This is a genomic window from Leclercia sp. W17 (assembly GCF_003336325.1).
Lineage (GTDB): Bacteria > Pseudomonadota > Gammaproteobacteria > Enterobacterales > Enterobacteriaceae > Enterobacter.
The window spans coordinates 394,574-415,871 of sequence record NZ_CP031101.1; the positions used below are offsets into that span (position 1 = coordinate 394,574).

Genomic DNA, 21,298 nt, shown 5'->3' on the forward strand with positions numbered 1-21,298 from the left:
ATGATCCCGATCACAATTAATTGCCTTCTTTATTACTCTCAGGCTAACGATTCTGTTCCAGGCTTAATTGATGCCTTTATCACCAGGGTGCAGACTTAACTCAACGTTAAGCAAATCTAAAGATGTGCTGAATCAGGAGGTTAACAATGTTATCAGGGCAAACGCCAGCCCGGAACTGGAACACGCGTCGCACTGAAAAAGCGCGCCGCCTGGCTTCCGTCCCGGTGCAGGGCAAGGTACTGCCAACAGGCGACCTCGTCGCTATGCTGGAAAAACTGATCGCCCCAGGCGACAAAGTCGTACTGGAAGGGAACAACCAGAAGCAGGCGGATTTCCTTTCCCGCTCGCTGGCCGAGGTGAACCCTCAGGTCGTTCACGATCTGCATATGATTATGCCGAGCGTGGGCCGCAGCGAACACCTGGATATCTTTGAAAAAGGCATCGCCCGCAAGCTCGACTTCTCCTTCTCCGGTACCCAGAGCCTGCGTATTTCGCAGCTGCTGGAGGATGGACAGCTGGAGATCGGTGCCATCCACACCTACATCGAACTCTACTCCCGCCTCTATGTCGACCTGTCGCCGAACGTGGCGCTGATTGCCGGGTTTAAAGCGGACCGTAAAGGTAATCTCTATACCGGTGCCAGCACCGAGGATACCCCGGCGCTGGTAGAAGCCGCCGCCTTCCACGACGGCATCGTCATCGCCCAGGTGAACGAACTGGTGGACGACGAGTGTGACCTGCCGCGCGTGGATATCCCCGGCTCCTGGATTGATTTCGTGGTCGTCGCCGATAAGCCGTTCTTCATTGAACCGCTCTTCACCCGCGACCCGCGCCTGATCAAACAGGAACATATCCTGATGGCGATGATGGCCATCAAGGGCATTTATGCGGAACACCAGGTGCAGTCCCTGAACCACGGGATTGGCTTCAACACCGCGGCGATTGAGCTGCTGCTGCCTACCTACGGCGAACAGCTCGGTCTGAAGGGCAAAATCTGTAAGCACTGGACCCTGAACCCGCATCCGACGCTGATCCCGGCGATTGAGAGCGGCTGGGTGGAGAGCGTGCACTGCTTCGGCGGTGAGCTGGGGATGGAAGAGTACATTCGTGCCCGTCCGGATATCTTCTTTACCGGTGCCGATGGCTCCATGCGCTCTAACCGCGCCTTCTGTCAGCTGGCAGGCCAGTACGCGGTCGATATGTTTATCGGCTCAACCCTGCAGGTGGATGGTTACGCCAACTCCTCTACCGTGACCCGCGGCCGTCTTTCCGGCTTCGGCGGGGCGCCTAACATGGGCCATGACCCGCACGGCCGTCGTCATGCCACCCCGGCCTGGCTGAACATGATCACCGAGCCCGACCCGATGCAGCGCGGTAAGAAACTGGTCGTGCAGATGGTCGAAACCTTCCAGGCGGGCGTGAAGCCGACCTTCGTCGAAAAACTTGATGCGGTTGATGTGGCGAAAGCCTCCGGTATGCCGCTGGCACCGGTCATGATCTACGGCGATGACGTCACCCACGTGCTGACGGAAGAGGGGATTGCTTACCTCTACCGGGCGAAAGATCTGGAAGAGCGTCGCGCCATGGTCGCCGCGGTCGCAGGTATTACCGATATCGGTCTGGGTGTGGACGCTAAACGCGTCGCCGAGCTGCGTCAGAGCGGCAAAGTGCTCTACCCGGAAGATATGGGCATTCGCCGCACCGACGCCACCCGCTCGCTGCTGGCGGCGGGCAGCGTCTCTGACCTGGTTGAATGGTCCGGCGGTCTCTACAACCCACCTGCGAAATTCCGGAGCTGGTAATGAAACTTCTGCCCCGGATCCAGGTTGAAGGCGGTGCCGAATGGCTGGCGCGAACCGCCACGCAGTGTCTGATTGACGAAGCGCGACTTAGCCCGAAACCCGGCCTGGTGGACAGTCGGGGGAACGGCGCGCACCACGATCTCTCGCTCGCGCTGATGGAGCGCTCGGCGCACAGCCTGACCCCTACGTTTCAGGCGCTGGCGCTGCAAAGCTGGCAGCGTCCGGCCGATATCGCGCTACGGCAGACCGTGGGTCGGCTGGGGCGCGAAGGCGAACAGCAGATGATGGCCGCCACCGGCGGGGTGAATACCCACCGTGGCGCTATCTGGGCGCTGGGATTGTTAGTCAGCGCCGTGGCGATGCATGGCGGCAGCGCAACAGCGCAGTCGGTCGCCGACACCGCCGCGCAGCTGGCGAAACTGCCGGATGACGCCGCGCCGAAAGTGTTCAGCAAAGGGCTGCGCGCCACCCACCGTTATCGGGTGCCGGGCGCGCGCGAAGAGGCGCAGCAGGCGTTTCCGCACATTATGCAGCGGGCATTGCCGCAGCTTCGCCTGAGCCGTCTTAACGGCAGTAGCGAAGCCCATGCCCGGCTCGATGCGCTGATGGCGATCATGACCTCATTAACCGATACCTGCGTGCTTTCCCGCGCCGGAATGGAGGGGTTAGATGCCATGCAGCACGGGGCCCGGGCGGTATTAGCCGCTGGCGGCACCGCACAGCCTGAGGGGCAACGTGCGCTCGCGGTATTAGACAAACAGATGCTCTTGCTCAATGCCTCACCGGGCGGCGCGGCCGACCTGCTGGCCGCCACGCTGTTCCTTGACCGCATAGAGACGCCTTATTTAGCGAATTAAGAGGATGTTATGGAAAAAATCACATTAACACTGCCCGCCAGCCGTGCCCTGAACGGCAAAGCGCTGGCAGGCGTTGTGGGCTCCGGTGATATGGAGGTGTTATTTACCGCCGACCAGGGCCAGACATTAACAGTCGAGATCACCACCTCCGTCGATAACAGCCGTGGCCGCTGGGACGCGCTGTTTAACAGACTGCAAACCGTCAGCAGCCTGCCGGCTGGCAAGCTAACCATTCACGACTTTGGCGCAACGCCGGGCGTAGCGCGCATTCGTATCGAACAGGTCTTTGAGGGGGTGAGCCATGCGTGATGACAGCAGCTTTATTGAATTGAAAGCACGCCAGCGTGCGCAGGCGCTGCTCGACGAGGGCAGCTATCGCGAACTGCTGGATCCGTTTGAAGGGATTATCTCTCCGTGGCTGGGGCCGCAGGGCATTGTGCCGCAGGCCGATGACGGCATGGTGGTGGCAAAAGGCACCATCAACGGTAAACCCGCCGTGGTCGTGGCGATAGAAGGCGCGTTCCAGGGTGGCAGTATGGGCGAAGTCTCCGGCGCCAAAATGGCGGCCGCGCTGGAGCTGGCGGCGGAAGATAACCGTAACGGCATTCCAACCCAGGCGGTACTGAGCCTCGAAACCGGCGGCGTACGTCTGCAGGAGGCTAACCTTGGCCTGGCGGCGATTGCCGATATCCACGCGGCCATCGTCGATCTGCGTCGCTATACCCCGGTCATCGGCATTGTCGCCGGTACCGTTGGTTGCTTCGGCGGGATGTCCATTGCCGCAGCGCTGTGCAGCTATCTGATTGTGACCCGCGAAGCGCGTCTCGGCCTGAACGGCCCACAGGTTATCGAGCAGGAGGCGGGCATTGAAGAGTATGACTCCCGCGACCGTCCGTTTATCTGGAGCATGACCGGGGGCGAAATTCGCTATCAAAGCGGGCTGGTGGATGCCCTGGTGGGCGACGGCGTGAACGCGGTGAAAGCGGCGATGAACGACGCGATTGCGAAAGGCGTGCCGGCAAAACACCGCACCGACAATTATGACTGGTATCTCGAACGCCTGAGTCACTTCGACACCCGCAAACAGGCGGATACCGAACAGATTCACGCGCTCTTTGCCCGGGAGGTGAAATGATGAGTACTTCAATTAGCCGTGGTGAACTCTGGCTGGAAACCCTTGCGCCGAATGTCCGTCGTCTGGAAGGGCTCTGCCCGTCGGTTCAGGCGGCGGACGGCGAGCTGAATGGCGAAGCGGTACGCTTTGTGGCGGTGGTGCCGGATGCAAACAACCACTACCCGCGTGCGGCGAAAGGCGAAGTCGGTCTGCTGGAGGGCTGGACGCTGGCGAAAGTGGTGAGCGAAACCGTTGCCGCCGACGCCGATAACGCCGTGAAACGCCCGATTGTGGCGGTGATCGACGTGCCGAGCCAGGCCTATGGCCGCCGTGAAGAGGGCTTTGGTATTCACCAGGCGCTGGCCGGTGCTGCTGCGGCCTATGCTAACGCGCGTCTGGCGGGCCATCCGGTGATTGGTCTGATCGTCGGGAAAGCGATGTCCGGGGCGTTTCTGGCCCACGGCTATCAGGCCAACCGGCTGATCGCCTTCAACGACAAGGGCGTGCTGATCCACGCGATGGGCAAAGAGTCTGCCGCCCGCATCACGCTGCGTACCGTCGACGCGCTTGAAAAACTGGCGGCGACCATTCCGCCGATGGCGTATGACATCAGTAACTACGCTACCCTGGGGCTGCTGGAGAACCTGCTGGATATCAGCAATCCGGACGCACCTTCATCCATCGATCTGGCGCTGGTGAAAACCACATTGCAACAGGCCATTGATGACGCTCGCCGTGATCCGACGCTGAAAAGCCGTCTGGGTGCCGACAATCGTCATAGCTCCGCTCTTGTACGCGAACGTATGCGAGCCAGCTGGTAATACCAAAAAATAAAAGACCTGCCAGATGCACGCCCCGTGGGCGCACCCGTTGCGCCCGCGTGGGAACCTGCATCCTGAAAATAATAACCATCGCGTCAGTGCTTAAACTTCTTTTTTACAGGTGATTTATGACTTATGTGATTGTTCATGCCCTTGCCCCCATTTTTGTCATCATGCTGCTCGGCTTCTGGGCCGGTAAAGCCAAAATGGTGGACAACAAAAATGTCTCTCTGCTTAATATCTTCGTGATGGATTTTGCGCTGCCCGCCGCGCTGTTCAGTGCCACGGTGCAAACGTCCTGGACAGGTATCATTGCCCAGTCGCCGCTGATCCTGGTTCTGACTCTGGCGATGTGGATCACCTATGCGGCCATCTACTTCCTCGCCACGAAAGTCTTTAAAAAGTCCCCGCAGGATGCCGCCGTGCTGACGCTGACCGTGGCGCTGCCGAACTATGCGGCACTGGGCCTGCCGATTCTGGGCAGCGTGTTGGGTGAAAGCCCGGCGACCTCGCTCTCGGTAGCGGTCTCCATTGCCTGCGGCTCCGTACTGATGACGCCGTTCTGTCTGCTGATCCTTGAACGTGAGAAAGCGCGCGCCGAGGGCAATAACTCAGGTTCAACGCTCTCTATGCTGCCGGTGCTGATGTGGCGCTCCATTAAGAAACCGATTGTGATGGGCCCGCTGCTGGGTGTCATTCTCTCTGCCATCGGTATCAAAATGCCGGAACTGGTTCTGGCGGCGATTAAACCGCTGGGACTCTCCGCCACCGCTGCGGCGCTGTTCCTGACCGGGGTGATCCTGTCGGCCCGTAAGCTGCAGATCAACACGATGGTCATTAGCGCGACGATCGCCAAACTGCTGATTCAACCAGCCATTGCGTGGGGTATCGTTTTACTCTTCGGTCTGCACGGTTCTGTGGCTATCACCGCTATCCTGATGATTGCTCTGTCCGCCGGTTTCTTCGGCGTGGTGTTCGGTAACCGCTTTGGCGTGCAGTCGCCGGATGCGGAAGCGGTGCTGCTGTTAAGCTCCGTCCTGTGTATCCTGTCGCTGCCGCTGTTTATCTCGCTGACTTCAGGAATGTAATCATGACCACAACATTACGCCCGCACGACTTAATCTGGCTTACCACACGGGATGCGCTGGAGGATATCCAGGAGCCCTGGGTGGATGCAGCCTGGCATACCGGGTTGCCGGTGGTGGTGCGGCGTGATGTTGAGGGTAGCGGGCGTATTCCGGTCGGGGTACGCGGCCTTAAGCGCGAGCAGCGCGCGGCGGGCTGGGTTAACCCTCACCAGATTGCCCGCGTGGTCTCCCCCGAACAGCTGAGCGCAGAAGAAAGTCTGCTGCGCTCGCCGTTTATCACTCAGCCACCGGTTCAGGTGGGCGTACAGCTTTCCCGCATCTCCTGGCCCTGGACATGGGGCATTACCGGTAGCACCGGCTATGCGCTGGCGACCGGTATTGCGGTGATCCACGCCGCAAGCGATCTCGATCTGCTGATCCGCGCCCCGCAGCCGCTTTCCCGCACGGATTTACTCAGCTGGCAGTCACAGCTTGAGGGGGCGCTCTGCCGGGCCGATACCCAGGTCGAGACGCCGCTGGGCGGCTTTGCGCTCAACGAATGGCTACGTGATGGAAAAACGTTGCTGAAAACCGACCGGGGGCCGCGCCTGACGGCGAACCCCTGGGCATGGGAGGAACAATGAAGATCCTGTTTACCTTTCCGGGGCAGGGGACGCAGCATCCCGGTATGCTGCAAAACCTGCCGGGAACCGAGCTGGCGCAGGCGCGTGAAGTGCTGGGTGCCAGTGAAGTGGATGCGCTGGACTCCCCGGCGGCGCTACAGCACACCCGCGCGGTACAGCTCTCGCTGCTGATCGCGGGCGTCGCCTGGGCGCGTGAACTGGCGCGTCGCGGCGTGGCGCCGGATATTGTCAGCGGCCTCTCTATCGGCGCGTATCCTGCGGCAGTGCTCTCCGGAGCGCTCGATTTTGCTGATGCCCTGACGCTGGTGGCCCTGCGTGGCGATCTGATGGAGCAGGCTTACCCACACGGCTACGGCCTGACGGCCATTATGGGGTTAACCCTTCCGCAGGTAGAAACCCTGATGGAAGGCACCGGCACCTACGTTGCCAACCTGAACGCGGAGACGCAGATTGTGATTGCGGGAACCGACGAAGGGATGGCGGAAGTGGCGGCGCGCGCGCTGGCGAAAGGGGCCAACAAAGCCCGTCGTCTGGCGGTGAGCGTCCCGTCGCACTGCGAACTGCTGGCCGAGCCGGCGCAAAAACTGGTTGAGGCCTTTAGTCGGGTCACGCTTTCTCGTCCCCGCTGCGCCTACCTTAGCGGCAGCACCGGGCGTGTACTCTGGCAGCCAGAGAAAATTGCCGACGATCTGGCGATGAACATGGCCCGGACGGTGCGCTGGCAGGAGGCGGTGATTGCCGCTAACGAACGCGAAGCGCGGCTGGCGATAGAGATGCCTCCCGGCGGCGTGCTCACCTGCCTGACGCGTCAGGCAGCCTGGGAAGGGGAGTCGGTCTCTCTGGAACGCAGCGGCATGGACGTCGCGGTGCATCTCGCCCGGCGTCTTAAGGCGTAGCGTTCTCTTCAAGGCGGCGGGCGTACATGCGGCCTTCCGCCGCCAGCGCCCGCAGGCTCGGATCCTGCTCGCGGTTGCGGGCAAAGACGATGGCGATCAGCTGCTGCATTTGATACGGCTGGGCCAGCTTTAACAGCTGCACCGAGTTTTCATACACCTTTTTCATCCTGCCCGGCATCAGCGTAAAGCCGACACCCGCCTGCACCAGACTCAGCATCGAGAAAATATCATTGACCCGGGTGACGATTTCCGGCTCAAAGCCAGCGATATGAAACGCTTCCTGGAAACCGGCATAGGTGGCGAAGCCCTCTGCCAGGGCGACAAACTTCTGGTCTTTGTAGTCGCGTAAGTCCGCCAGCGCGTTGGTATTGAGCTGCGCCGAAGCGGGGGCGGCCAGAAAGATGTCATCGTGGAACAGGGGCAGCACTTCGAGGTTGTTGCGATCAATCTCACTCTCCGAGATGGAGATGAGAATGGCATCGAGCGCGCCTTCATCCAGCAGATGCAGCAGGGTGTCGTTGGATCCCATGGTGAGATCCATCTCCAGATCCGGACGGCGCAGTTTCATGCCCATAATGAGCTGCGGAACGGTCTCAAGCGTCAGAGAGTAGAGCGTCCCCACCCGCAGACGGCCCTGGCCGACGCCAGCCGTTTTACGCGCCTCTTCCAGCCCGCGCTTCATCACCTGCATCACCTCCTGACAATACTCAAGCAGCGTCCAGGCGGCGGGCAGGGCAATCAGATTTCGGCCTTTATGCGTAAACAGCGGGCAGCGGACGTTCTCTTCCAGGGTGTGCAGGGCGCGATGGACGCTGACCCCGCTGAGGTTCAGCACCTCAGCGGCACGGGCGATATTTCCCGTCTCCATGAATGTCATGAAGATGCTCAGTTTGCGGAATGTAATTTCGCTGGTCAGGTCAGGTATCATCGCCCCTCCCGGGTTAGTCGCTCTGGAGCATCTCTTCGAGCTGTTCCTGCGCCTCCAGCCAGGCCATTTCGCACTCCTCAAGGCTGGATTTGGTTTTAGCCTGCACCTGCAGGCACTCGGTGAGCTCGGCTTTACGCGTCTGGTCATACAGGCCGCTGTCGCCCAGCTTCTCTTCCACGGTGGCAAGCGTGGCGTTGAGCTTCTCCATCTCTTTTTCCAGACGGGTAATCTCTTTACGCAGCGGCTGGGTCTGAGTGCGCAGCTCTGCTTCACGGCGCTTCTGATCTTTACGCGCCTGGGCGCTGTTGGCGTTCTCTTTCGCTGCCTCTTCCGGCTGGTTTTCCTGCTTCTGCACGTCCGTCAGCCACTGCTGGTAATCTTCCAGATCGCCGTCGAAAGGCTCTACTTTACTGTCGTGCACCAGGTAGAGATCGTCGGTGGTGGAGCGGATCAGGTGACGATCGTGGGATACGACCACCAGCGCGCCTTCGAACTCAATCAGCGCCTCGGTCAGCGCCTGGCGCATGTCGAGATCCAGGTGGTTAGTCGGTTCATCGAGCAGCAGCAGATTCGGGCGCTGCCAGACGATCAACGCCAGCACCAGGCGCGCTTTTTCGCCGCCGGAGAAGCGCTCAGTATTCTCGGTCACTTTATCGCCCTGGAAGCCGAAGCCGCCCAGGTAATCCCGCAGCTTCTGCTCCATCTCCTGCGGGGCCAGACGCGCCAGGTGCTGTAGCGGCGATTCGTCAGCGCGTAAAAACTCCAGCTGATGCTGGGCGAAATAGCCCAGCTTAATGCCCTTCGCCAGACCAATATCGCCACGTACCGGCGCAAGCTCGCCCGCTAGCAGCTTAATCAGCGTCGATTTACCGGCGCCATTACGCCCGAGCAGACCGATACGGGAACCCGGCACCAGGTTGAGTTTGATGGAATCCAGGATGATGCGCTCGCCATAGCCCGCGCTGACCTTTTCCATTTTCAGCAGGGGGTTGGGCAGGCTTTCCGGCGCGCGGAAGCTAAAGTGGAACGGGTTGTCGACGTGCGCCGGGGCGATCATCTCCATGCGTTCCAGCATCTTAATGCGGCTCTGGGCCTGTTTGGCTTTTGACGCCTTCGCCTTGAAGCGATCGACAAAGCTCTGCAGGTGCGCCACGCGCTGCTGCTGGCTTTCGTACATCGCCTGCTGCTGGGAGAGACGTACCGCGCGCTGGCGCTCAAACGAGCTATAGTTGCCGGTGTACTCGAACATCGTTTCCTGTTCGATATGAATAATTTTGTCCACCACCGGGTCAAGGAAGTCACGGTCATGGGAGATCAGGATCAGCGTGCCCTGATAGCTCTTCAGCCACTTCTCCAGCCAGATCACCGCATCGAGATCGAGGTGGTTGGTCGGTTCATCGAGCAGCAGCAGGTCAGAGCGGCAGATCAGCGCCTGGGCCAGGTTAAGGCGCATGCGCCAGCCGCCGGAGAAATCACTGACCGGGCGTTCCAGTTGCTCGTTACTGAACCCCAGGCCGTGCAACAGGCTGGCGGCGCGGGAGCGAATAGTCCAGGCATCAATGGCGTCGAGTTTGCCGTGCACGGTGGCAATCGCATGGCCGTCGTTGCGTTCGTTGGCGGCATGCAGCTCCGCTTCCAGCTTGCGGTATTCCCGATCGCCGTCGATAACATAATCCATCGCCGGTACGCTCAGGGCTGGCGTCTCCTGGTTTACCCAGGCCAGCTGCCAGTTGCCGGGGTAGGTAAAATTACCCCCGTCGGCACTGATTTCGTTTTTCAGCAATGACAGTAACGTGGATTTACCGCAGCCGTTTTTGCCCACCAGGCCGACTTTCTGGCCCGGGTTAATGGTGGCTGTAGCGTTGTCCAGCAGGACACGTACGCCGCGACGAATTTGTAATGAGGAGAAAACAATCATAGAGCGCCGTATGTTCCGACTATGTTAAGTTGTCATTATAATCAGGTTAAATGTGCCGCCACGCGCCGCGTGGGTGTGCCATGGTAGCCCAAAACAACAGTGATGACGACCCGGGAGAGGAATGATGTCCCAGACAGCCAAAGTGCTGCTGCTGTATGCCCATCCGGAGTCTCAGGACTCGGTCGCTAACCGGGTTTTGCTACAACCGGCATTACAGCTAAGTAATGTGACAGTGCACGATCTTTACGCGCACTACCCCGATTTTTTTATCGATATTCCCTATGAGCAGGAGTTGCTGCGCCAGCACGACGTCATCGTGTTCCAGCATCCGCTTTACACCTACAGCTGCCCGGCACTGCTGAAAGAGTGGCTGGACCGCGTGCTGAGCCGTGGATTTGCCAGTGGCGTGGGAGGAAACCAGCTGGCGGGAAAGTCCTGGCGGAGCGTCATTACCACCGGCGAGCCGGAGAGTGCGTATCGCCACGATGGGCTTAACCGCTACTCGATGAACGAGATCTTACGCCCGTTCGAGCTGACGGCGGCCATGTGCCGCATGCAGTGGCTGAGTCCGATCATTATCTACTGGGCTCGTCGCCAGCATCAGGATGAGCTGGCCAGCCATGCCCGCGCGTACGGTGAGTGGCTGGCGGCGCCAAATCTGACAGGAGGTCACTGATGGAAGGCTCAGATCTTTTACTGGCAGGCGTGTTGTTCCTGTTCGCCGCCGTGGTGGCGGTGCCGTTGGCATCGCGTCTGGGGATTGGCGCGGTGCTCGGCTATCTGCTGGCAGGCATCGCTATCGGTCCGTGGGGGCTGGGATTCATCAGCGATGTGGACGAAATCCTGCACTTCTCGGAGCTGGGCGTCGTCTTTCTGATGTTTATTATCGGCCTTGAGCTCAACCCGACGAAGCTCTGGCAACTACGGCGCTCGATCTTTGGCGTGGGTGCCGCGCAGGTGTTGTGCAGCGCGGTGATCCTCGGCGGACTCCTGATGCTGACCCAGTTCTCATGGCAGGCCGCGGTGGTTGGCGGGATTGGTCTGGCGATGTCCTCTACGGCAATGGCGTTACAGCTGATGCGCGATAAGGGCATGAACCGCAACGAAGCGGGGCAGCTGGGCTTCTCGATCCTGCTGTTTCAGGATCTGGCGGTGATCCCCGCGCTGGCCCTGGTTCCACTGCTGGCAGGATCGGGAGAGGAACATTTCGACTGGATGAAGATCGGCATGAAGGTGCTGGCCTTTGCCGGCATGCTGGTGGGAGGGCGCTATCTGCTCCGCCCGGTGTTCCGGTTTATTGCCGCCTCCGGCGTACGTGAGGTGTTTACCGCCGCGACGCTACTGCTGGTGCTGGGATCGGCCCTGTTTATGGATGCGCTGGGTCTGTCGATGGCGCTCGGTACTTTTATTGCAGGCGTACTGCTGGCGGAGAGTGAGTACCGGCATGAACTGGAAATTGCCATCGATCCCTTTAAAGGACTGCTGTTAGGGCTGTTCTTTATCTCTGTCGGCATGGCGCTCAATCTCGGCGTGCTCTACACCCATATCCTGTGGGTGGTGATGAGCGTTGCCGTGCTGGTCACGGTTAAAATGGCGGTGCTGTATGGGCTGGCGCGGGTTTACGGCCTGCGGCAGGCGGAAAAGGCGCAGCTTGCCGGGGTGCTGAGCCAGGGGGGCGAATTCGCTTTTGTGCTCTTCTCCACAGCATCGTCCCAGAGATTGTTTCAGGATGACCAGATGGCGCTGCTGTTAGTGACCGTGACGCTGTCGATGATGACCACGCCGCTGCTCATGAAGCTTATCGATAAGCAGCTGTCTCGCCGGATGAATGCCCCGGAAGATGAGCATGAAGCGCCCTTTGTGGAGGACGATAAACCGCAGGTGATTGTGGTGGGCTTCGGGCGGTTTGGGCAGGTGATCGGGCGTCTGCTGATGGCAAATAAAATGCACGTGACGGTGCTTGAGCGCGACATCAGCGCGGTAAATCTGATGCGCAAGTACGGTTATAAGGTCTATTACGGCGATGCCACACAGGTCGAACTGCTGCGCTCCGCAGGCGCAGAGGCGGCGGAGTCGATTGTTATCACCTGTAATGATCCGGAAGACACCCTGAAGCTGGTGGAGATCTGCCAGCAGCATTTTCCCCATCTGCACATCCTGGCCCGGGCGCGAGGGCGTGTTGAGGCACATGAGCTGCTTCAGGCTGGGGTAAAGTATTTTACCCGCGAGACCTTCTCCAGTGCGCTGGAGCTGGGGCGTAAAGCATTAGTGACGCTGGGTATGCATCCTCATCAGGCCCAGCGCGCGCAGTTACATTTCCGTCGTCTTGATATACGCATGCTGCGCGAGTTGATGCCGGTCCACACCGATACGGTGCAGATTTCCCGCGTACGGGAGGCGCGTCGCGAGCTGGAAGAGATCTTCCAGCGTGAGATGCAGCAGGAGCGTCGGCAGCCGGACGGCTGGGATGAATATGAATAACGAGGTATAGAATGGCGGTACGTAAACGTTTTATCGCCGGCGCGAAATGCCCGGCCTGCCAGGCTCAGGATTCACTGGCCATGTGGCGAGAGAACAATATCGATATTGTTGAGTGTGTTAAGTGCGGTCACCAGATGCGGGAAGCCGATAAAGAAGTGCGCGATCACGTTCGCAAAGAAGAACAAGTGATCGGCATTTTTCATCCGGACTAGCGATATGTCCCGAGTTTTTTTAAGCTAAAGGGTACACGGGTGCAGAATTCGGCTACAATCTGCGCCAGCAATTTTCCCACGCTCAGGAGATATCATGAAAGTAGCAAAAGACCTGGTGGTCAGCCTGGCCTATCAGGTACGTACAGAAGACGGTGTGTTGGTTGATGAGTCTCCGGTGAGTGCGCCGCTGGACTACCTGCACGGTCACGGTTCCCTGATCTCCGGCCTGGAAAACGCGCTGGACGGTCATGAAGTTGGTGACAAATTTGACGTTGCTGTAGGCGCAAACGACGCTTACGGTCAGTACGATGAAAACCTGGTTCAGCGTGTTCCTAAAGACGTCTTCATGGGCGTTGATGAGCTGCAGGTTGGCATGCGTTTCCTGGCTGAAACTGACCAGGGTCCGGTTCCAGTAGAAATTACGGAAGTTGAAGACGACCACGTTGTGGTTGACGGCAACCATATGCTGGCTGGCCAGAACCTGAAGTTCAACGTTGAAGTGGTTGCGATCCGCGAAGCCACTGAAGAAGAGCTGGCTCACGGCCACGTTCATGGTGCGCACGGTCATGACCACGATCACGGTCACGATGGCTGCTGCGGTGGTCACGGCCACGATCACGACCATGGTCACGAGCACGGTAAAGGCGGTTGCGGCGGTAACGGCGGCTGCGGTTGCCACTAAGCGTTACGCCTTAAGGCACAAAAAAGCGGGATATTCCCGCTTTTTTTACGTCTTAATAATGGGGTGGCGGCGTCTCTTCCGACTGCGACGCGATGTGCGATGCCTGGGAGGCTTTTACTTTTTCAGTTAACAGACGCATCAGATCCCGCAGCTTTGCCATCTCCAGCTCGTGGGCGGTGACGGTCTGATTCAGCTCATCGATGGTGATCTCCTGAAAAGCCAGGCGGCTTTCAAGCTCAGCCAGACGTGCTTCCATCTCTCTATTCTGCATGATTCACCTCGTTTGTTTCGTTAAACCCGTCCGGGGCTGGCGGCGGCGAATTTTACCTGAGATTATCCTTGCGCGCAGTAAACATCCCCTTGCTGCGAAACTAATTTAAACAAAAATAGTCTGAAATGTGGTGCTAATCAGGGGTGTCTACCTGTAGATTTGTTCCTCAACGTTTTATAGTACGCTACTCATTTACGCTTAATACGGGGTGAGAGTCCCCGGCCCTGGAGAAATGGATGAAATCACTGTTTAAAGTAACGCTGCTGGCGACCACAATGGCTGTCGCTTTGCATGCGCCGCTGACTTTCGCTGCTGATACCGCTGCGAAACCTGCTGCGACTGCTGACAGCAATGCAGCGTTCAAAAATGACGACCAGAAATCAGCCTACGCGCTGGGCGCATCTCTGGGCCGTTACATGGAAAACTCTCTGAAAGAGCAAGAAAAACTGGGCATCAAACTGGACCAGGCTCAGCTGATCGCAGGCGTTCAGGATGCGTTTGCAGACAAGAGCAAACTGTCTGACCAGGAAATCGAGCAAACTCTGCAGGCTTTCGAAGCGCGCGTGAAAGGCGCAGCGCAGGAGAAGATGGAGAAAGACGCGGCTGAGAACGAAACGAAAGGCAAAACCTACCGTGAGGCTTTCGCTAAAGAGAAAGGCGCGAAAACCTCTCCTACTGGCCTGGTCTACAAAGTAGAGAAAGAAGGGACTGGCGAGGCACCGAAAGACAGCGATACCGTTGTTGTGAACTACAAAGGTACGCTGACCGACGGTAAAGAGTTCGATAACTCTTACACCCGCGGTGAGCCGCTCTCCTTCCGTCTGGATGGTGTTATCCCTGGCTGGACTGAAGGCCTGAAGAACATCAAGAAAGGCGGTAAAATCAAGCTGGTCATCCCACCGGAGCTGGCTTATGGCAAAACGGGCGTCCCGGGTATCCCGGCTAACTCCACGCTGGTATTCGACGTAGAGCTGCTGGACATCAAGCCAGCGCCGAAAGCGGATGCTAAGCCTGACGCGAAGCCGGAAGCGCCGGCAGAAGCCACCAAGAAGTAAACCGGTTAAAACCGCCGCCTCAGAAGCGGCGGTTTTTTTATTGGGGTGTAGATATAATTAACACTGGAAGCGCTACCTACGCTGTATTAACTTAATTGCCCGTGTAAATAATGAGCCTGCCCTGAAAACCTACCGACAGGCTCCTGAAAAGGAGTGTTTTTTTCATGACCAGGTCGCTTTTAACCAACGAAACCAGCGAACTTGATTTGCTGGATCAACGTCCTTTCGATCAGACCGATTTCGATATTCTGAAATCCTACGAAGCGGTAGTGGACGGGTTAGCGATGCTCATTGGGTCCCACTGCGAAATCGTTTTGCACTCCCTGCAAGATCTGAAATGTTCTGCCATCCGTATCGCCAATGGTGAGCATACTGGCCGTAAAATCGGCTCGCCAATCACTGACCTTGCACTGCGTATGCTGCACGACATGACCGGCGCGGACAGCAGCGTCTCCAAATGTTATTTCACCCGCGCGAAGAGCGGTGTTCTCATGAAGTCCGTGACCATCGCGATCCGCAACCGCGATCATCGCGTGATTGGTTTGCTGTGCATCAACATGAACCTTGATGTGCCGTTCTCCCAGATCATGAACACCTTCATTCCGCCAGAAACACCGGATGTCGGCTCCTCCGTAAACTTTGCCTCTTCCGTTGAAGACCTCGTGACCCAGACGCTGGAATTCACCATCGAAGAAGTTAATGCCGATCGCAACGTCTCCAACAATGCCAAGAATCGTCAGATCGTGCTTAACCTCTACGAAAAAGGCATTTTTGATATTAAAGATGCCATTAACCAGGTGGCCGATCGCCTCAACATCTCCAAGCACACGGTCTATCTCTACATCCGTCAGTTCAAAAGCGGCGATTTCCTGGGGCAAGAGAAGTAATGCGTTTTGCATTAATGGTGACAGGCCCGGCATACGGTACACAGCAGGCTAGCAGCGCGTTGCAGTTTGCCCGTGCACTGCTGGCGGCCGGCCATGAGCTGGTCAGCGTCTTTTTTTATCGGGAAGGGGTGTATAACGCAAACCAGCTGACCTCTCCGGCATCAGACGAGTTCGATCTGGTCCGGGCCTGGCAGTCGCTGAACCAGGAGCATGGCGTTGCCTTGCATATCTGCGTGGCGGCGGCTCTGCGTCGGGGGGTAAGCGATGCGAATGAAGCGCAACGTCTCGGTTTGCCTGCCGCGAATCTTAACGAGGGCTTCTCCCTTAGCGGTCTTGGGGCGCTGGCACAGGCTGCCTTAACCTGCGATCGTATGGTGCAATTCTGATGAACCGCGTTGCGTTTGTATTTCATTCTGCCCCACATGGCAGTGCCGCCGGAAGGGAAGGGCTGGATGCGTTACTGGCCACTTCTGCGCTGACGGAAGAGATCGGGGTATTCTTTATCGGAGACGGCGTATTCCAGCTGCTTGCCGGTCAGCAGCCGCAGGCGGTGCTGGCGCGGGATTACATCTCGACCTTTAAAGTCCTGCCGTTGTATGACATCGAGACGTTCTATGTTTGTGCAGCTTCACTGCAGGCCCGCGGCCTGAACGAGAATACTCCCTTCATTCTGGACGCGACCGTACTTGCACCGGCATTACTGCGGGAACAGCTTTCCCACTACGACACAATCCTGACATTCTGAGGCGCGCATGCTCCATACCCTGAGCCGTTCCCCCTGGCATTGCGACATCGAAAGCCTGTTAAGCATGCTGCGTGAGGGTGATACTGTGCTGCTGATCCAGGATGGCGTTCTGGCGGCAGTAGAAGGCAGCCGCTTTGTTGATATTCTCTGTAATGCCCCCATCTCTGTCTCAGCGCTAAAAGATGATATCGAGGCTCGCGGCCTTATTGGTCAAATTTCAACCAAAATTGACGTGGTTAGCTATACTGATTTTGTCAATCTGGCCATCCAGCACACCGGCCAAATGAACTGGTGATCTGAGATCGCTGTATAATTCTTGACACCTTTTCGACGTAGCCCTAAAATTTCGCGTCCTCATATTGTATGAGGGCGTTTTATTACGTGTTTACGAAGCAAAAGCTAAAACCAGGAGCTATTTAATGGCAACAGTTAACCAGCTGGTACGCAAACCACGTGCACGCAAAGTTGCAAAAAGCAACGTGCCTGCGCTGGAAGCCTGCCCGCAGAAACGTGGCGTATGTACTCGTGTATATACTACCACTCCTAAAAAACCAAACTCCGCACTGCGTAAAGTATGCCGTGTGCGTTTGACTAACGGTTTTGAAGTGACTTCCTACATCGGTGGTGAAGGTCACAACCTGCAGGAACACTCCGTGATCCTGATCCGTGGCGGTCGTGTAAAAGACCTTCCGGGTGTTCGTTACCACACCGTTCGTGGTGCGCTTGACTGCTCCGGCGTTAAAGACCGTAAGCAATCTCGCTCCAAATACGGCGTGAAACGTCCTAAGGCTTAATGGTTCTCCGTTAAGTAAGGCCAAACTGATTTATCTTAATGTCACACTAAACTCTTAGAGTTTTGGACAATCCTGAATTAACAACGGAGTATTCCCATGCCACGTCGTCGCGTCATTGGTCAGCGTAAAATTCTTCCAGATCCGAAATTCGGATCAGAACTGCTGGCAAAATTTGTAAATATCCTGATGGTAGATGGTAAAAAATCTACTGCAGAAGCAATCGTATACAGCGCGCTGGAGACCCTGGCTCAGCGTTCTGGTAAAAATGAACTGGAAGCTTTCGAAGTAGCTCTCGACAACGTACGCCCGACTGTAGAAGTTAAGTCTCGCCGCGTTGGTGGTTCTACTTATCAGGTACCAGTTGAAGTCCGTCCGGTCCGTCGTAATGCTCTGGCAATGCGTTGGATCGTTGAAGCTGCTCGTAAACGCGGTGATAAATCCATGGCTCTGCGTCTGGCGAACGAACTTTCTGACGCTGCAGACAACAAAGGTACTGCAGTTAAGAAACGTGAAGACGTTCACCGTATGGCAGAAGCCAACAAGGCGTTCGCACACTACCGTTGGTAATCCCTTCGGAGTATTAGTCACCAGGCGGGCGCTTCAGCGAAGCAGCCCGCTTTGGGTTACTTAACTGAACGCCTAAAAAGATAAACGAGGAATCAAATGGCTCGTACAACACCCATCGCACGCTACCGTAACATCGGTATCAGTGCGCACATCGACGCCGGTAAAACCACTACCACCGAACGTATTCTGTTCTACACCGGTGTAAACCATAAAATCGGTGAAGTTCATGACGGCGCCGCAACCATGGACTGGATGGAGCAGGAGCAGGAGCGTGGTATTACCATCACCTCCGCAGCGACTACTGCATTCTGGTCTGGTATGGCTAAGCAGTATGAACCACACCGCGTAAACATCATCGACACCCCGGGCCACGTTGACTTCACCATCGAAGTAGAACGTTCCATGCGTGTTCTTGATGGTGCGGTAATGGTTTACTGCGCAGTTGGTGGTGTTCAGCCACAGTCTGAAACCGTATGGCGTCAGGCAAACAAATATAAAGTTCCACGCATTGCGTTCGTTAACAAAATGGACCGTATGGGTGCGAACTTCCTGAAAGTTGTTGGTCAGATCAAAACCCGTCTGGGCGCGAACCCTGTTCCGCTGCAGCTGGCGATTGGTGCTGAAGAAGGTTTCACCGGTGTTGTTGACCTGGTGAAAATGAAAGCCATCAACTGGAATGAAGAAGACGCAGGCGTAACCTTCACTTATGAAGATATCCCGGCTGACATGCAGGACCTGGCTGACGAATGGCACCAGAACCTGATCGAGTCCGCTGCAGAAGCTTCAGAAGACCTGATGGAGAAATACCTGGGTGGTGAAGAACTGTCTGAAGAAGAGATCAAAAAAGCTCTGCGTCAGCGTGTTCTGAACAACGAAATCATCCTGGTAACCTGTGGTTCTGCGTTCAAGAACAAAGGTGTTCAGGCGATGCTGGATGCGGTAGTTGACTACCTGCCATCCCCGGTAGACGTTCCTGCGATCAACGGTATCCTGGACGACGGTAAAGACACGCCGGCTGAGCGTCACGCAAGTGATGACGAGCCGTTTGCTGCTCTGGCGTTCAAAATCGCTACCGACCCGTTCGTTGGTAACCTGACGTTCTTCCGCGTGTACTCTGGTGTGGTTAACTCCGGTGACACCATCCTGAACTCCGTGAAAGCTGCACGTGAGCGTTTCGGTCGTATCGTACAGATGCACGCGAACAAACGTGAAGAGATCAAAGAAGTTCGCGCGGGTGACATCGCTGCTGCTATCGGTCTGAAAGACGTGACTACTGGTGATACCCTGTGTAACCCAGATCACCCGATCATTCTGGAGCGCATGGAGTTCCCAGAGCCAGTAATCTCTATCGCCGTTGAACCAAAAACCAAAGCTGACCAGGAAAAAATGGGTCTGGCTCTGGGCCGTCTGGCTAAAGAAGACCCATCATTCCGCGTATGGACTGATGAAGAATCTAACCAGACCATCATCGCTGGTATGGGTGAACTGCACCTGGACATCATCGTTGACCGTATGAAGCGTGAATTCAACGTTGAAGCTAACGTGGGTAAACCTCAGGTTGCTTACCGCGAAGCAATTCGCCAGAAAGTTACCGATGTTGAAGGTAAACACGCTAAGCAGTCTGGTGGTCGTGGTCAGTACGGTCACGTTGTGATCGACATGTACCCACTGGAGCCGGGCTCTAACCCTAAAGGTTACGAGTTCATCAACGACATCAAAGGTGGTGTAATTCCTGGCGAATACATCCCTGCCGTTGATAAAGGCATCCAGGAGCAGCTGAAGTCTGGTCCGCTGGCTGGTTACCCGGTAGTAGACATGGGTATTCGTCTGCACTTCGGTTCTTACCATGACGTTGACTCCTCTGAACTGGCGTTTAAACTGGCTGCTTCTATCGCCTTTAAAGAAGGCTTTAAGAAAGCGAAACCAGTTCTGCTTGAGCCAATCATGAAGGTTGAAGTAGAAACGCCTGAAGAGAACACCGGTGACGTCATCGGTGACTTGAGCCGTCGTCGTGGTATGCTGCGTGGTCAGGAAACTAACGTTACTGGCGTTGTGATCCACGCTGAAGTTCCGCTGTCTGAAATGTTCGGATATGCAACTCAGCTGCGTTCTCTGACCAAAGGTCGTGCTTCTTACTCCATGGAGTTCCTGAAGTATGATGATGCGCCGAACAACGTTGCTCAGGCCGTAATTGAAGCCCGTGGTAAATAAGCCGTAGGGTTAAAATCTAAGTCCCGTGCCCCCTCGGTGAGGGGGCACTATAGTAAGGAATATAGCCGTGTCTAAAGAAAAATTTGAACGTACAAAACCGCACGTCAACGTTGGTACTATCGGCCACGTTGACCACGGTAAAACTACCCTGACCGCTGCAATCACTACCGTTCTGGCTAAAACCTACGGTGGTTCTGCTCGTGCATTCGACCAGATCGATAACGCACCAGAAGAAAAAGCTCGTGGTATCACCATCAACACTTCTCACGTTGAATATGACACCCCGACTCGCCACTACGCACACGTAGACTGCCCAGGCCACGCCGACTATGTTAAAAACATGATCACCGGTGCTGCGCAGATGGACGGCGCGATCCTGGTTGTTGCTGCGACTGACGGCCCAATGCCTCAGACCCGTGAGCACATCCTGCTGGGTCGTCAGGTAGGCGTTCCTTTCATCATCGTGTTCCTGAACAAATGCGACATGGTTGATGACGAAGAGCTGCTGGAACTGGTAGAGATGGAAGTTCGTGAACTTCTGTCTCAGTACGATTTCCCAGGCGACGATACCCCAATCGTTCGTGGTTCTGCTCTGAAAGCGCTGGAAGGCGAAGCTGAGTGGGAAGAGAAAATCATCGAACTGGCTGGCTACCTGGATTCTTACATCCCGGAACCAGAGCGTGCTATCGACAAGCCGTTCCTGCTGCCAATCGAAGACGTATTCTCCATCTCCGGTCGTGGTACCGTTGTTACCGGTCGTGTAGAGCGCGGTATCATCAAAGTTGGTGAAGAAGTTGAAATCGTTGGTATCAAAGAGACTGCTAAGTCTACCTGTACTGGCGTTGAAATGTTCCGCAAACTGCTGGACGAAGGCCGTGCTGGTGAGAACGTTGGTGTTCTGCTGCGTGGTATCAAGCGTGAAGAAATCGAACGTGGTCAGGTTCTGGCGAAGCCAGGCTCAATCAAGCCACACACCAAGTTCGAATCTGAAGTGTACATCCTGTCCAAAGACGAAGGCGGCCGTCATACTCCGTTCTTCAAAGGCTACCGTCCACAGTTCTACTTCCGTACTACTGACGTGACCGGTACCATCGAACTGCCAGAAGGCGTTGAGATGGTAATGCCAGGCGACAACATCAAAATGGTTGTTACCCTGATCCACCCAATCGCAATGGACGATGGTCTGCGTTTCGCAATCCGCGAAGGCGGCCGTACCGTTGGCGCGGGTGTTGTTGCTAAAGTTCTGGGCTAATTAATTATCCCTGAATTAAAAAGGACGCTTCGGCGTCCTTTTTTGTTTTCAGCGTTTATGGCTGTCACAAATTTTCGTATTTTTTGTTCGCTCC

The 21,298-nt window shown here is 56.6% G+C and carries 24 protein-coding genes; 21 read left to right on the plus strand and 3 right to left on the minus strand.

The genetic code is table 11. From position 1 onward, the window contains the following. Positions 1-146: 146 nt before the first annotated feature. The 8 genes from mdcA (at position 147) to mdcH (ending at position 7,201) form a co-directional block, all read left to right on the plus strand. Positions 147-1,802 (plus strand): malonate decarboxylase subunit alpha, encoded by a 1,656-nt coding sequence (gene mdcA / locus DVA44_RS01895; protein WP_114316538.1) that lies wholly within the window; start codon positions 147-149, stop codon positions 1,800-1,802. Beyond that, positions 1,802-2,659 carry a triphosphoribosyl-dephospho-CoA synthase gene (locus DVA44_RS01900; protein ID WP_103824836.1) on the plus strand — a complete coding sequence of 286 codons (858 nt, stop codon included), beginning with the start codon at positions 1,802-1,804 and terminating at the stop codon, positions 2,657-2,659. Before mdcA ends, DVA44_RS01900 begins: the two co-directional genes overlap by 1 nt. 9 nt (positions 2,660-2,668) lie before the next feature. Beyond that, positions 2,669-2,968, plus strand: coding sequence for a malonate decarboxylase acyl carrier protein (gene mdcC / locus DVA44_RS01905; protein ID WP_103824837.1), 300 nt, complete (start codon positions 2,669-2,671; stop codon positions 2,966-2,968). Continuing rightward, positions 2,961-3,794 (plus strand): biotin-independent malonate decarboxylase subunit beta, encoded by an 834-nt coding sequence (locus DVA44_RS01910; protein ID WP_103824838.1) that lies wholly within the window; start codon positions 2,961-2,963, stop codon positions 3,792-3,794. Before mdcC ends, DVA44_RS01910 begins: the two co-directional genes overlap by 8 nt. After that, positions 3,794-4,594 carry a biotin-independent malonate decarboxylase subunit gamma gene (gene mdcE / locus DVA44_RS01915; protein WP_114388361.1) on the plus strand — a complete coding sequence of 267 codons (801 nt, stop codon included), beginning with the start codon at positions 3,794-3,796 and terminating at the stop codon, positions 4,592-4,594. Before DVA44_RS01910 ends, mdcE begins: the two co-directional genes overlap by 1 nt. Positions 4,595-4,722: 128 nt before the next feature. Further along, a complete protein-coding gene (locus DVA44_RS01920) occupies positions 4,723-5,682 on the plus strand; it encodes an AEC family transporter (protein WP_103824839.1) in 960 nt (319 codons plus the stop codon). A gap of 2 nt (positions 5,683-5,684) precedes the next feature. Beyond that, positions 5,685-6,305, plus strand: coding sequence for a malonate decarboxylase holo-ACP synthase (locus DVA44_RS01925; protein WP_114385626.1), 621 nt, complete (start codon positions 5,685-5,687; stop codon positions 6,303-6,305). Continuing rightward, a complete protein-coding gene (gene mdcH, locus DVA44_RS01930) occupies positions 6,302-7,201 on the plus strand; it encodes a malonate decarboxylase subunit epsilon (protein WP_114385627.1) in 900 nt (299 codons plus the stop codon). Before DVA44_RS01925 ends, mdcH begins: the two co-directional genes overlap by 4 nt. Here mdcH and DVA44_RS01935 read toward each other — a convergent pair. Further along, the gene (locus tag DVA44_RS01935) at positions 7,191-8,129 is read right to left on the minus strand and encodes a LysR family transcriptional regulator (protein ID WP_114385628.1); all 939 of its coding nucleotides are present in this window, start codon (positions 8,127-8,129) and stop codon (positions 7,191-7,193) included. The two genes, mdcH and DVA44_RS01935, sit on opposite strands and share 11 nt — an antisense overlap. A gap of 13 nt (positions 8,130-8,142) precedes the next feature. After that, on the minus strand, positions 8,143-10,047 hold the full coding sequence (locus tag DVA44_RS01940; RefSeq protein ID WP_103824843.1) for an ABC transporter ATP-binding protein: 1,905 nt from the start codon (positions 10,045-10,047) through the stop codon (positions 8,143-8,145). A gap of 121 nt (positions 10,048-10,168) precedes the next feature. On the opposite strand from DVA44_RS01940, the gene kefG reads away from it, so the two are divergent. The 4 genes from kefG (at position 10,169) to slyD (ending at position 13,422) form a co-directional block, all read left to right on the plus strand. Next, positions 10,169-10,723, plus strand: coding sequence for a glutathione-regulated potassium-efflux system ancillary protein KefG (gene kefG / locus DVA44_RS01945; protein WP_114385629.1), 555 nt, complete (start codon positions 10,169-10,171; stop codon positions 10,721-10,723). Then, a complete protein-coding gene (kefB, locus tag DVA44_RS01950; protein WP_114385630.1) occupies positions 10,723-12,528 on the plus strand; it encodes a glutathione-regulated potassium-efflux system protein KefB in 1,806 nt (601 codons plus the stop codon). The genes kefG and kefB overlap by 1 nt, the downstream gene beginning before the upstream one ends. A gap of 11 nt (positions 12,529-12,539) precedes the next feature. Beyond that, entirely contained in the window at positions 12,540-12,740 is a 201-nt protein-coding gene (locus tag DVA44_RS01955; protein ID WP_103177277.1) for a YheV family putative zinc ribbon protein, read from the plus strand. A gap of 94 nt (positions 12,741-12,834) precedes the next feature. Next, entirely contained in the window at positions 12,835-13,422 is a 588-nt protein-coding gene (gene slyD, locus DVA44_RS01960) for a peptidylprolyl isomerase (RefSeq protein WP_103177276.1), read from the plus strand. A 52-nt stretch (positions 13,423-13,474) separates the two neighbouring features. Here slyD and DVA44_RS01965 read toward each other — a convergent pair whose 3' ends face one another. Beyond that, a complete protein-coding gene (locus DVA44_RS01965; RefSeq protein ID WP_103177275.1) occupies positions 13,475-13,693 on the minus strand; it encodes a protein SlyX in 219 nt (72 codons plus the stop codon). A 236-nt stretch (positions 13,694-13,929) separates the two neighbouring features. Between DVA44_RS01965 and fkpA the strand changes: the two genes are divergently transcribed. From fkpA to tuf, 9 genes are all read left to right on the plus strand, one after another. Then, positions 13,930-14,748: an FKBP-type peptidyl-prolyl cis-trans isomerase gene (gene fkpA / locus DVA44_RS01970; protein ID WP_103824846.1), complete on the plus strand. Its 819-nt coding sequence runs from the start codon at positions 13,930-13,932 to the stop codon at positions 14,746-14,748. Positions 14,749-14,912: 164 nt separating this feature from the next. Next, positions 14,913-15,635, plus strand: a complete 723-nt coding sequence (locus DVA44_RS01975) for a transcriptional regulator (RefSeq protein WP_103824847.1) — start codon at positions 14,913-14,915, stop codon at positions 15,633-15,635. Continuing rightward, a complete protein-coding gene (tusD, locus tag DVA44_RS01980; protein ID WP_103177272.1) occupies positions 15,635-16,021 on the plus strand; it encodes a sulfurtransferase complex subunit TusD in 387 nt (128 codons plus the stop codon). The genes DVA44_RS01975 and tusD overlap by 1 nt, the downstream gene beginning before the upstream one ends. After that, positions 16,021-16,380: a sulfurtransferase complex subunit TusC gene (tusC, locus tag DVA44_RS01985; RefSeq protein ID WP_114385631.1), complete on the plus strand. Its 360-nt coding sequence runs from the start codon at positions 16,021-16,023 to the stop codon at positions 16,378-16,380. The genes tusD and tusC overlap by 1 nt, the downstream gene beginning before the upstream one ends. A 7-nt stretch (positions 16,381-16,387) precedes the next feature. After that, entirely contained in the window at positions 16,388-16,675 is a 288-nt protein-coding gene (gene tusB, locus DVA44_RS01990; protein ID WP_103177270.1) for a sulfurtransferase complex subunit TusB, read from the plus strand. A 124-nt stretch (positions 16,676-16,799) separates the two neighbouring features. Continuing rightward, on the plus strand, positions 16,800-17,174 hold the full coding sequence (gene rpsL, locus DVA44_RS01995) for a 30S ribosomal protein S12 (protein WP_003023654.1): 375 nt from the start codon (positions 16,800-16,802) through the stop codon (positions 17,172-17,174). 96 nt (positions 17,175-17,270) lie between these two features. Then, the gene (rpsG, locus tag DVA44_RS02000; protein ID WP_004106370.1) at positions 17,271-17,741 is read left to right on the plus strand and encodes a 30S ribosomal protein S7; all 471 of its coding nucleotides are present in this window, start codon (positions 17,271-17,273) and stop codon (positions 17,739-17,741) included. Between the two features lie 96 nt (positions 17,742-17,837). After that, positions 17,838-19,952 (plus strand): elongation factor G, encoded by a 2,115-nt coding sequence (fusA, locus tag DVA44_RS02005; RefSeq protein WP_103824850.1) that lies wholly within the window; start codon positions 17,838-17,840, stop codon positions 19,950-19,952. Positions 19,953-20,019: 67 nt separating this feature from the next. After that, entirely contained in the window at positions 20,020-21,204 is a 1,185-nt protein-coding gene (gene tuf / locus DVA44_RS02010; protein ID WP_114316183.1) for an elongation factor Tu, read from the plus strand. The last annotated feature ends 94 nt before the right edge of the window (positions 21,205-21,298 follow it).

Excerpts from the sequence above, each read along its gene's own strand:
- tusD (WP_103177272.1), top strand. The coding sequence starts at position 15,635 with ATGCGTTTTGCATTAATGGTGACAGGCCCGGCATACGGTACACAGCAG.
- mdcE (WP_114388361.1), top strand. The coding sequence starts at position 3,794 with ATGAGTACTTCAATTAGCCGTGGTGAACTCTGGCTGGAAACCCTTGCG.
- tusB (WP_103177270.1), top strand. The coding sequence starts at position 16,388 with ATGCTCCATACCCTGAGCCGTTCCCCCTGGCATTGCGACATCGAAAGC.
- fusA (WP_103824850.1), top strand. The coding sequence starts at position 17,838 with ATGGCTCGTACAACACCCATCGCACGCTACCGTAACATCGGTATCAGT.
- DVA44_RS01955 (WP_103177277.1), top strand. The coding sequence starts at position 12,540 with ATGGCGGTACGTAAACGTTTTATCGCCGGCGCGAAATGCCCGGCCTGC.
- slyD (WP_103177276.1), top strand. The coding sequence starts at position 12,835 with ATGAAAGTAGCAAAAGACCTGGTGGTCAGCCTGGCCTATCAGGTACGT.
- rpsL (WP_003023654.1), top strand. The coding sequence starts at position 16,800 with ATGGCAACAGTTAACCAGCTGGTACGCAAACCACGTGCACGCAAAGTT.
- kefB (WP_114385630.1), top strand. The coding sequence starts at position 10,723 with ATGGAAGGCTCAGATCTTTTACTGGCAGGCGTGTTGTTCCTGTTCGCC.
- DVA44_RS01925 (WP_114385626.1), top strand. The coding sequence starts at position 5,685 with ATGACCACAACATTACGCCCGCACGACTTAATCTGGCTTACCACACGG.
- DVA44_RS01920 (WP_103824839.1), top strand. The coding sequence starts at position 4,723 with ATGACTTATGTGATTGTTCATGCCCTTGCCCCCATTTTTGTCATCATG.
- DVA44_RS01965 (WP_103177275.1), bottom strand. The coding sequence starts at position 13,693 with ATGCAGAATAGAGAGATGGAAGCACGTCTGGCTGAGCTTGAAAGCCGC.
- fkpA (WP_103824846.1), top strand. The coding sequence starts at position 13,930 with ATGAAATCACTGTTTAAAGTAACGCTGCTGGCGACCACAATGGCTGTC.
- mdcA (WP_114316538.1), top strand. The coding sequence starts at position 147 with ATGTTATCAGGGCAAACGCCAGCCCGGAACTGGAACACGCGTCGCACT.
- DVA44_RS01935 (WP_114385628.1), bottom strand. The coding sequence starts at position 8,129 with ATGATACCTGACCTGACCAGCGAAATTACATTCCGCAAACTGAGCATC.
- kefG (WP_114385629.1), top strand. The coding sequence starts at position 10,169 with ATGATGTCCCAGACAGCCAAAGTGCTGCTGCTGTATGCCCATCCGGAG.
- mdcH (WP_114385627.1), top strand. The coding sequence starts at position 6,302 with ATGAAGATCCTGTTTACCTTTCCGGGGCAGGGGACGCAGCATCCCGGT.
- rpsG (WP_004106370.1), top strand. The coding sequence starts at position 17,271 with ATGCCACGTCGTCGCGTCATTGGTCAGCGTAAAATTCTTCCAGATCCG.
- mdcC (WP_103824837.1), top strand. The coding sequence starts at position 2,669 with ATGGAAAAAATCACATTAACACTGCCCGCCAGCCGTGCCCTGAACGGC.
- DVA44_RS01940 (WP_103824843.1), bottom strand. The coding sequence starts at position 10,047 with ATGATTGTTTTCTCCTCATTACAAATTCGTCGCGGCGTACGTGTCCTG.
- DVA44_RS01910 (WP_103824838.1), top strand. The coding sequence starts at position 2,961 with ATGCGTGATGACAGCAGCTTTATTGAATTGAAAGCACGCCAGCGTGCG.
- tusC (WP_114385631.1), top strand. The coding sequence starts at position 16,021 with ATGAACCGCGTTGCGTTTGTATTTCATTCTGCCCCACATGGCAGTGCC.
- DVA44_RS01975 (WP_103824847.1), top strand. The coding sequence starts at position 14,913 with ATGACCAGGTCGCTTTTAACCAACGAAACCAGCGAACTTGATTTGCTG.
- DVA44_RS01900 (WP_103824836.1), top strand. The coding sequence starts at position 1,802 with ATGAAACTTCTGCCCCGGATCCAGGTTGAAGGCGGTGCCGAATGGCTG.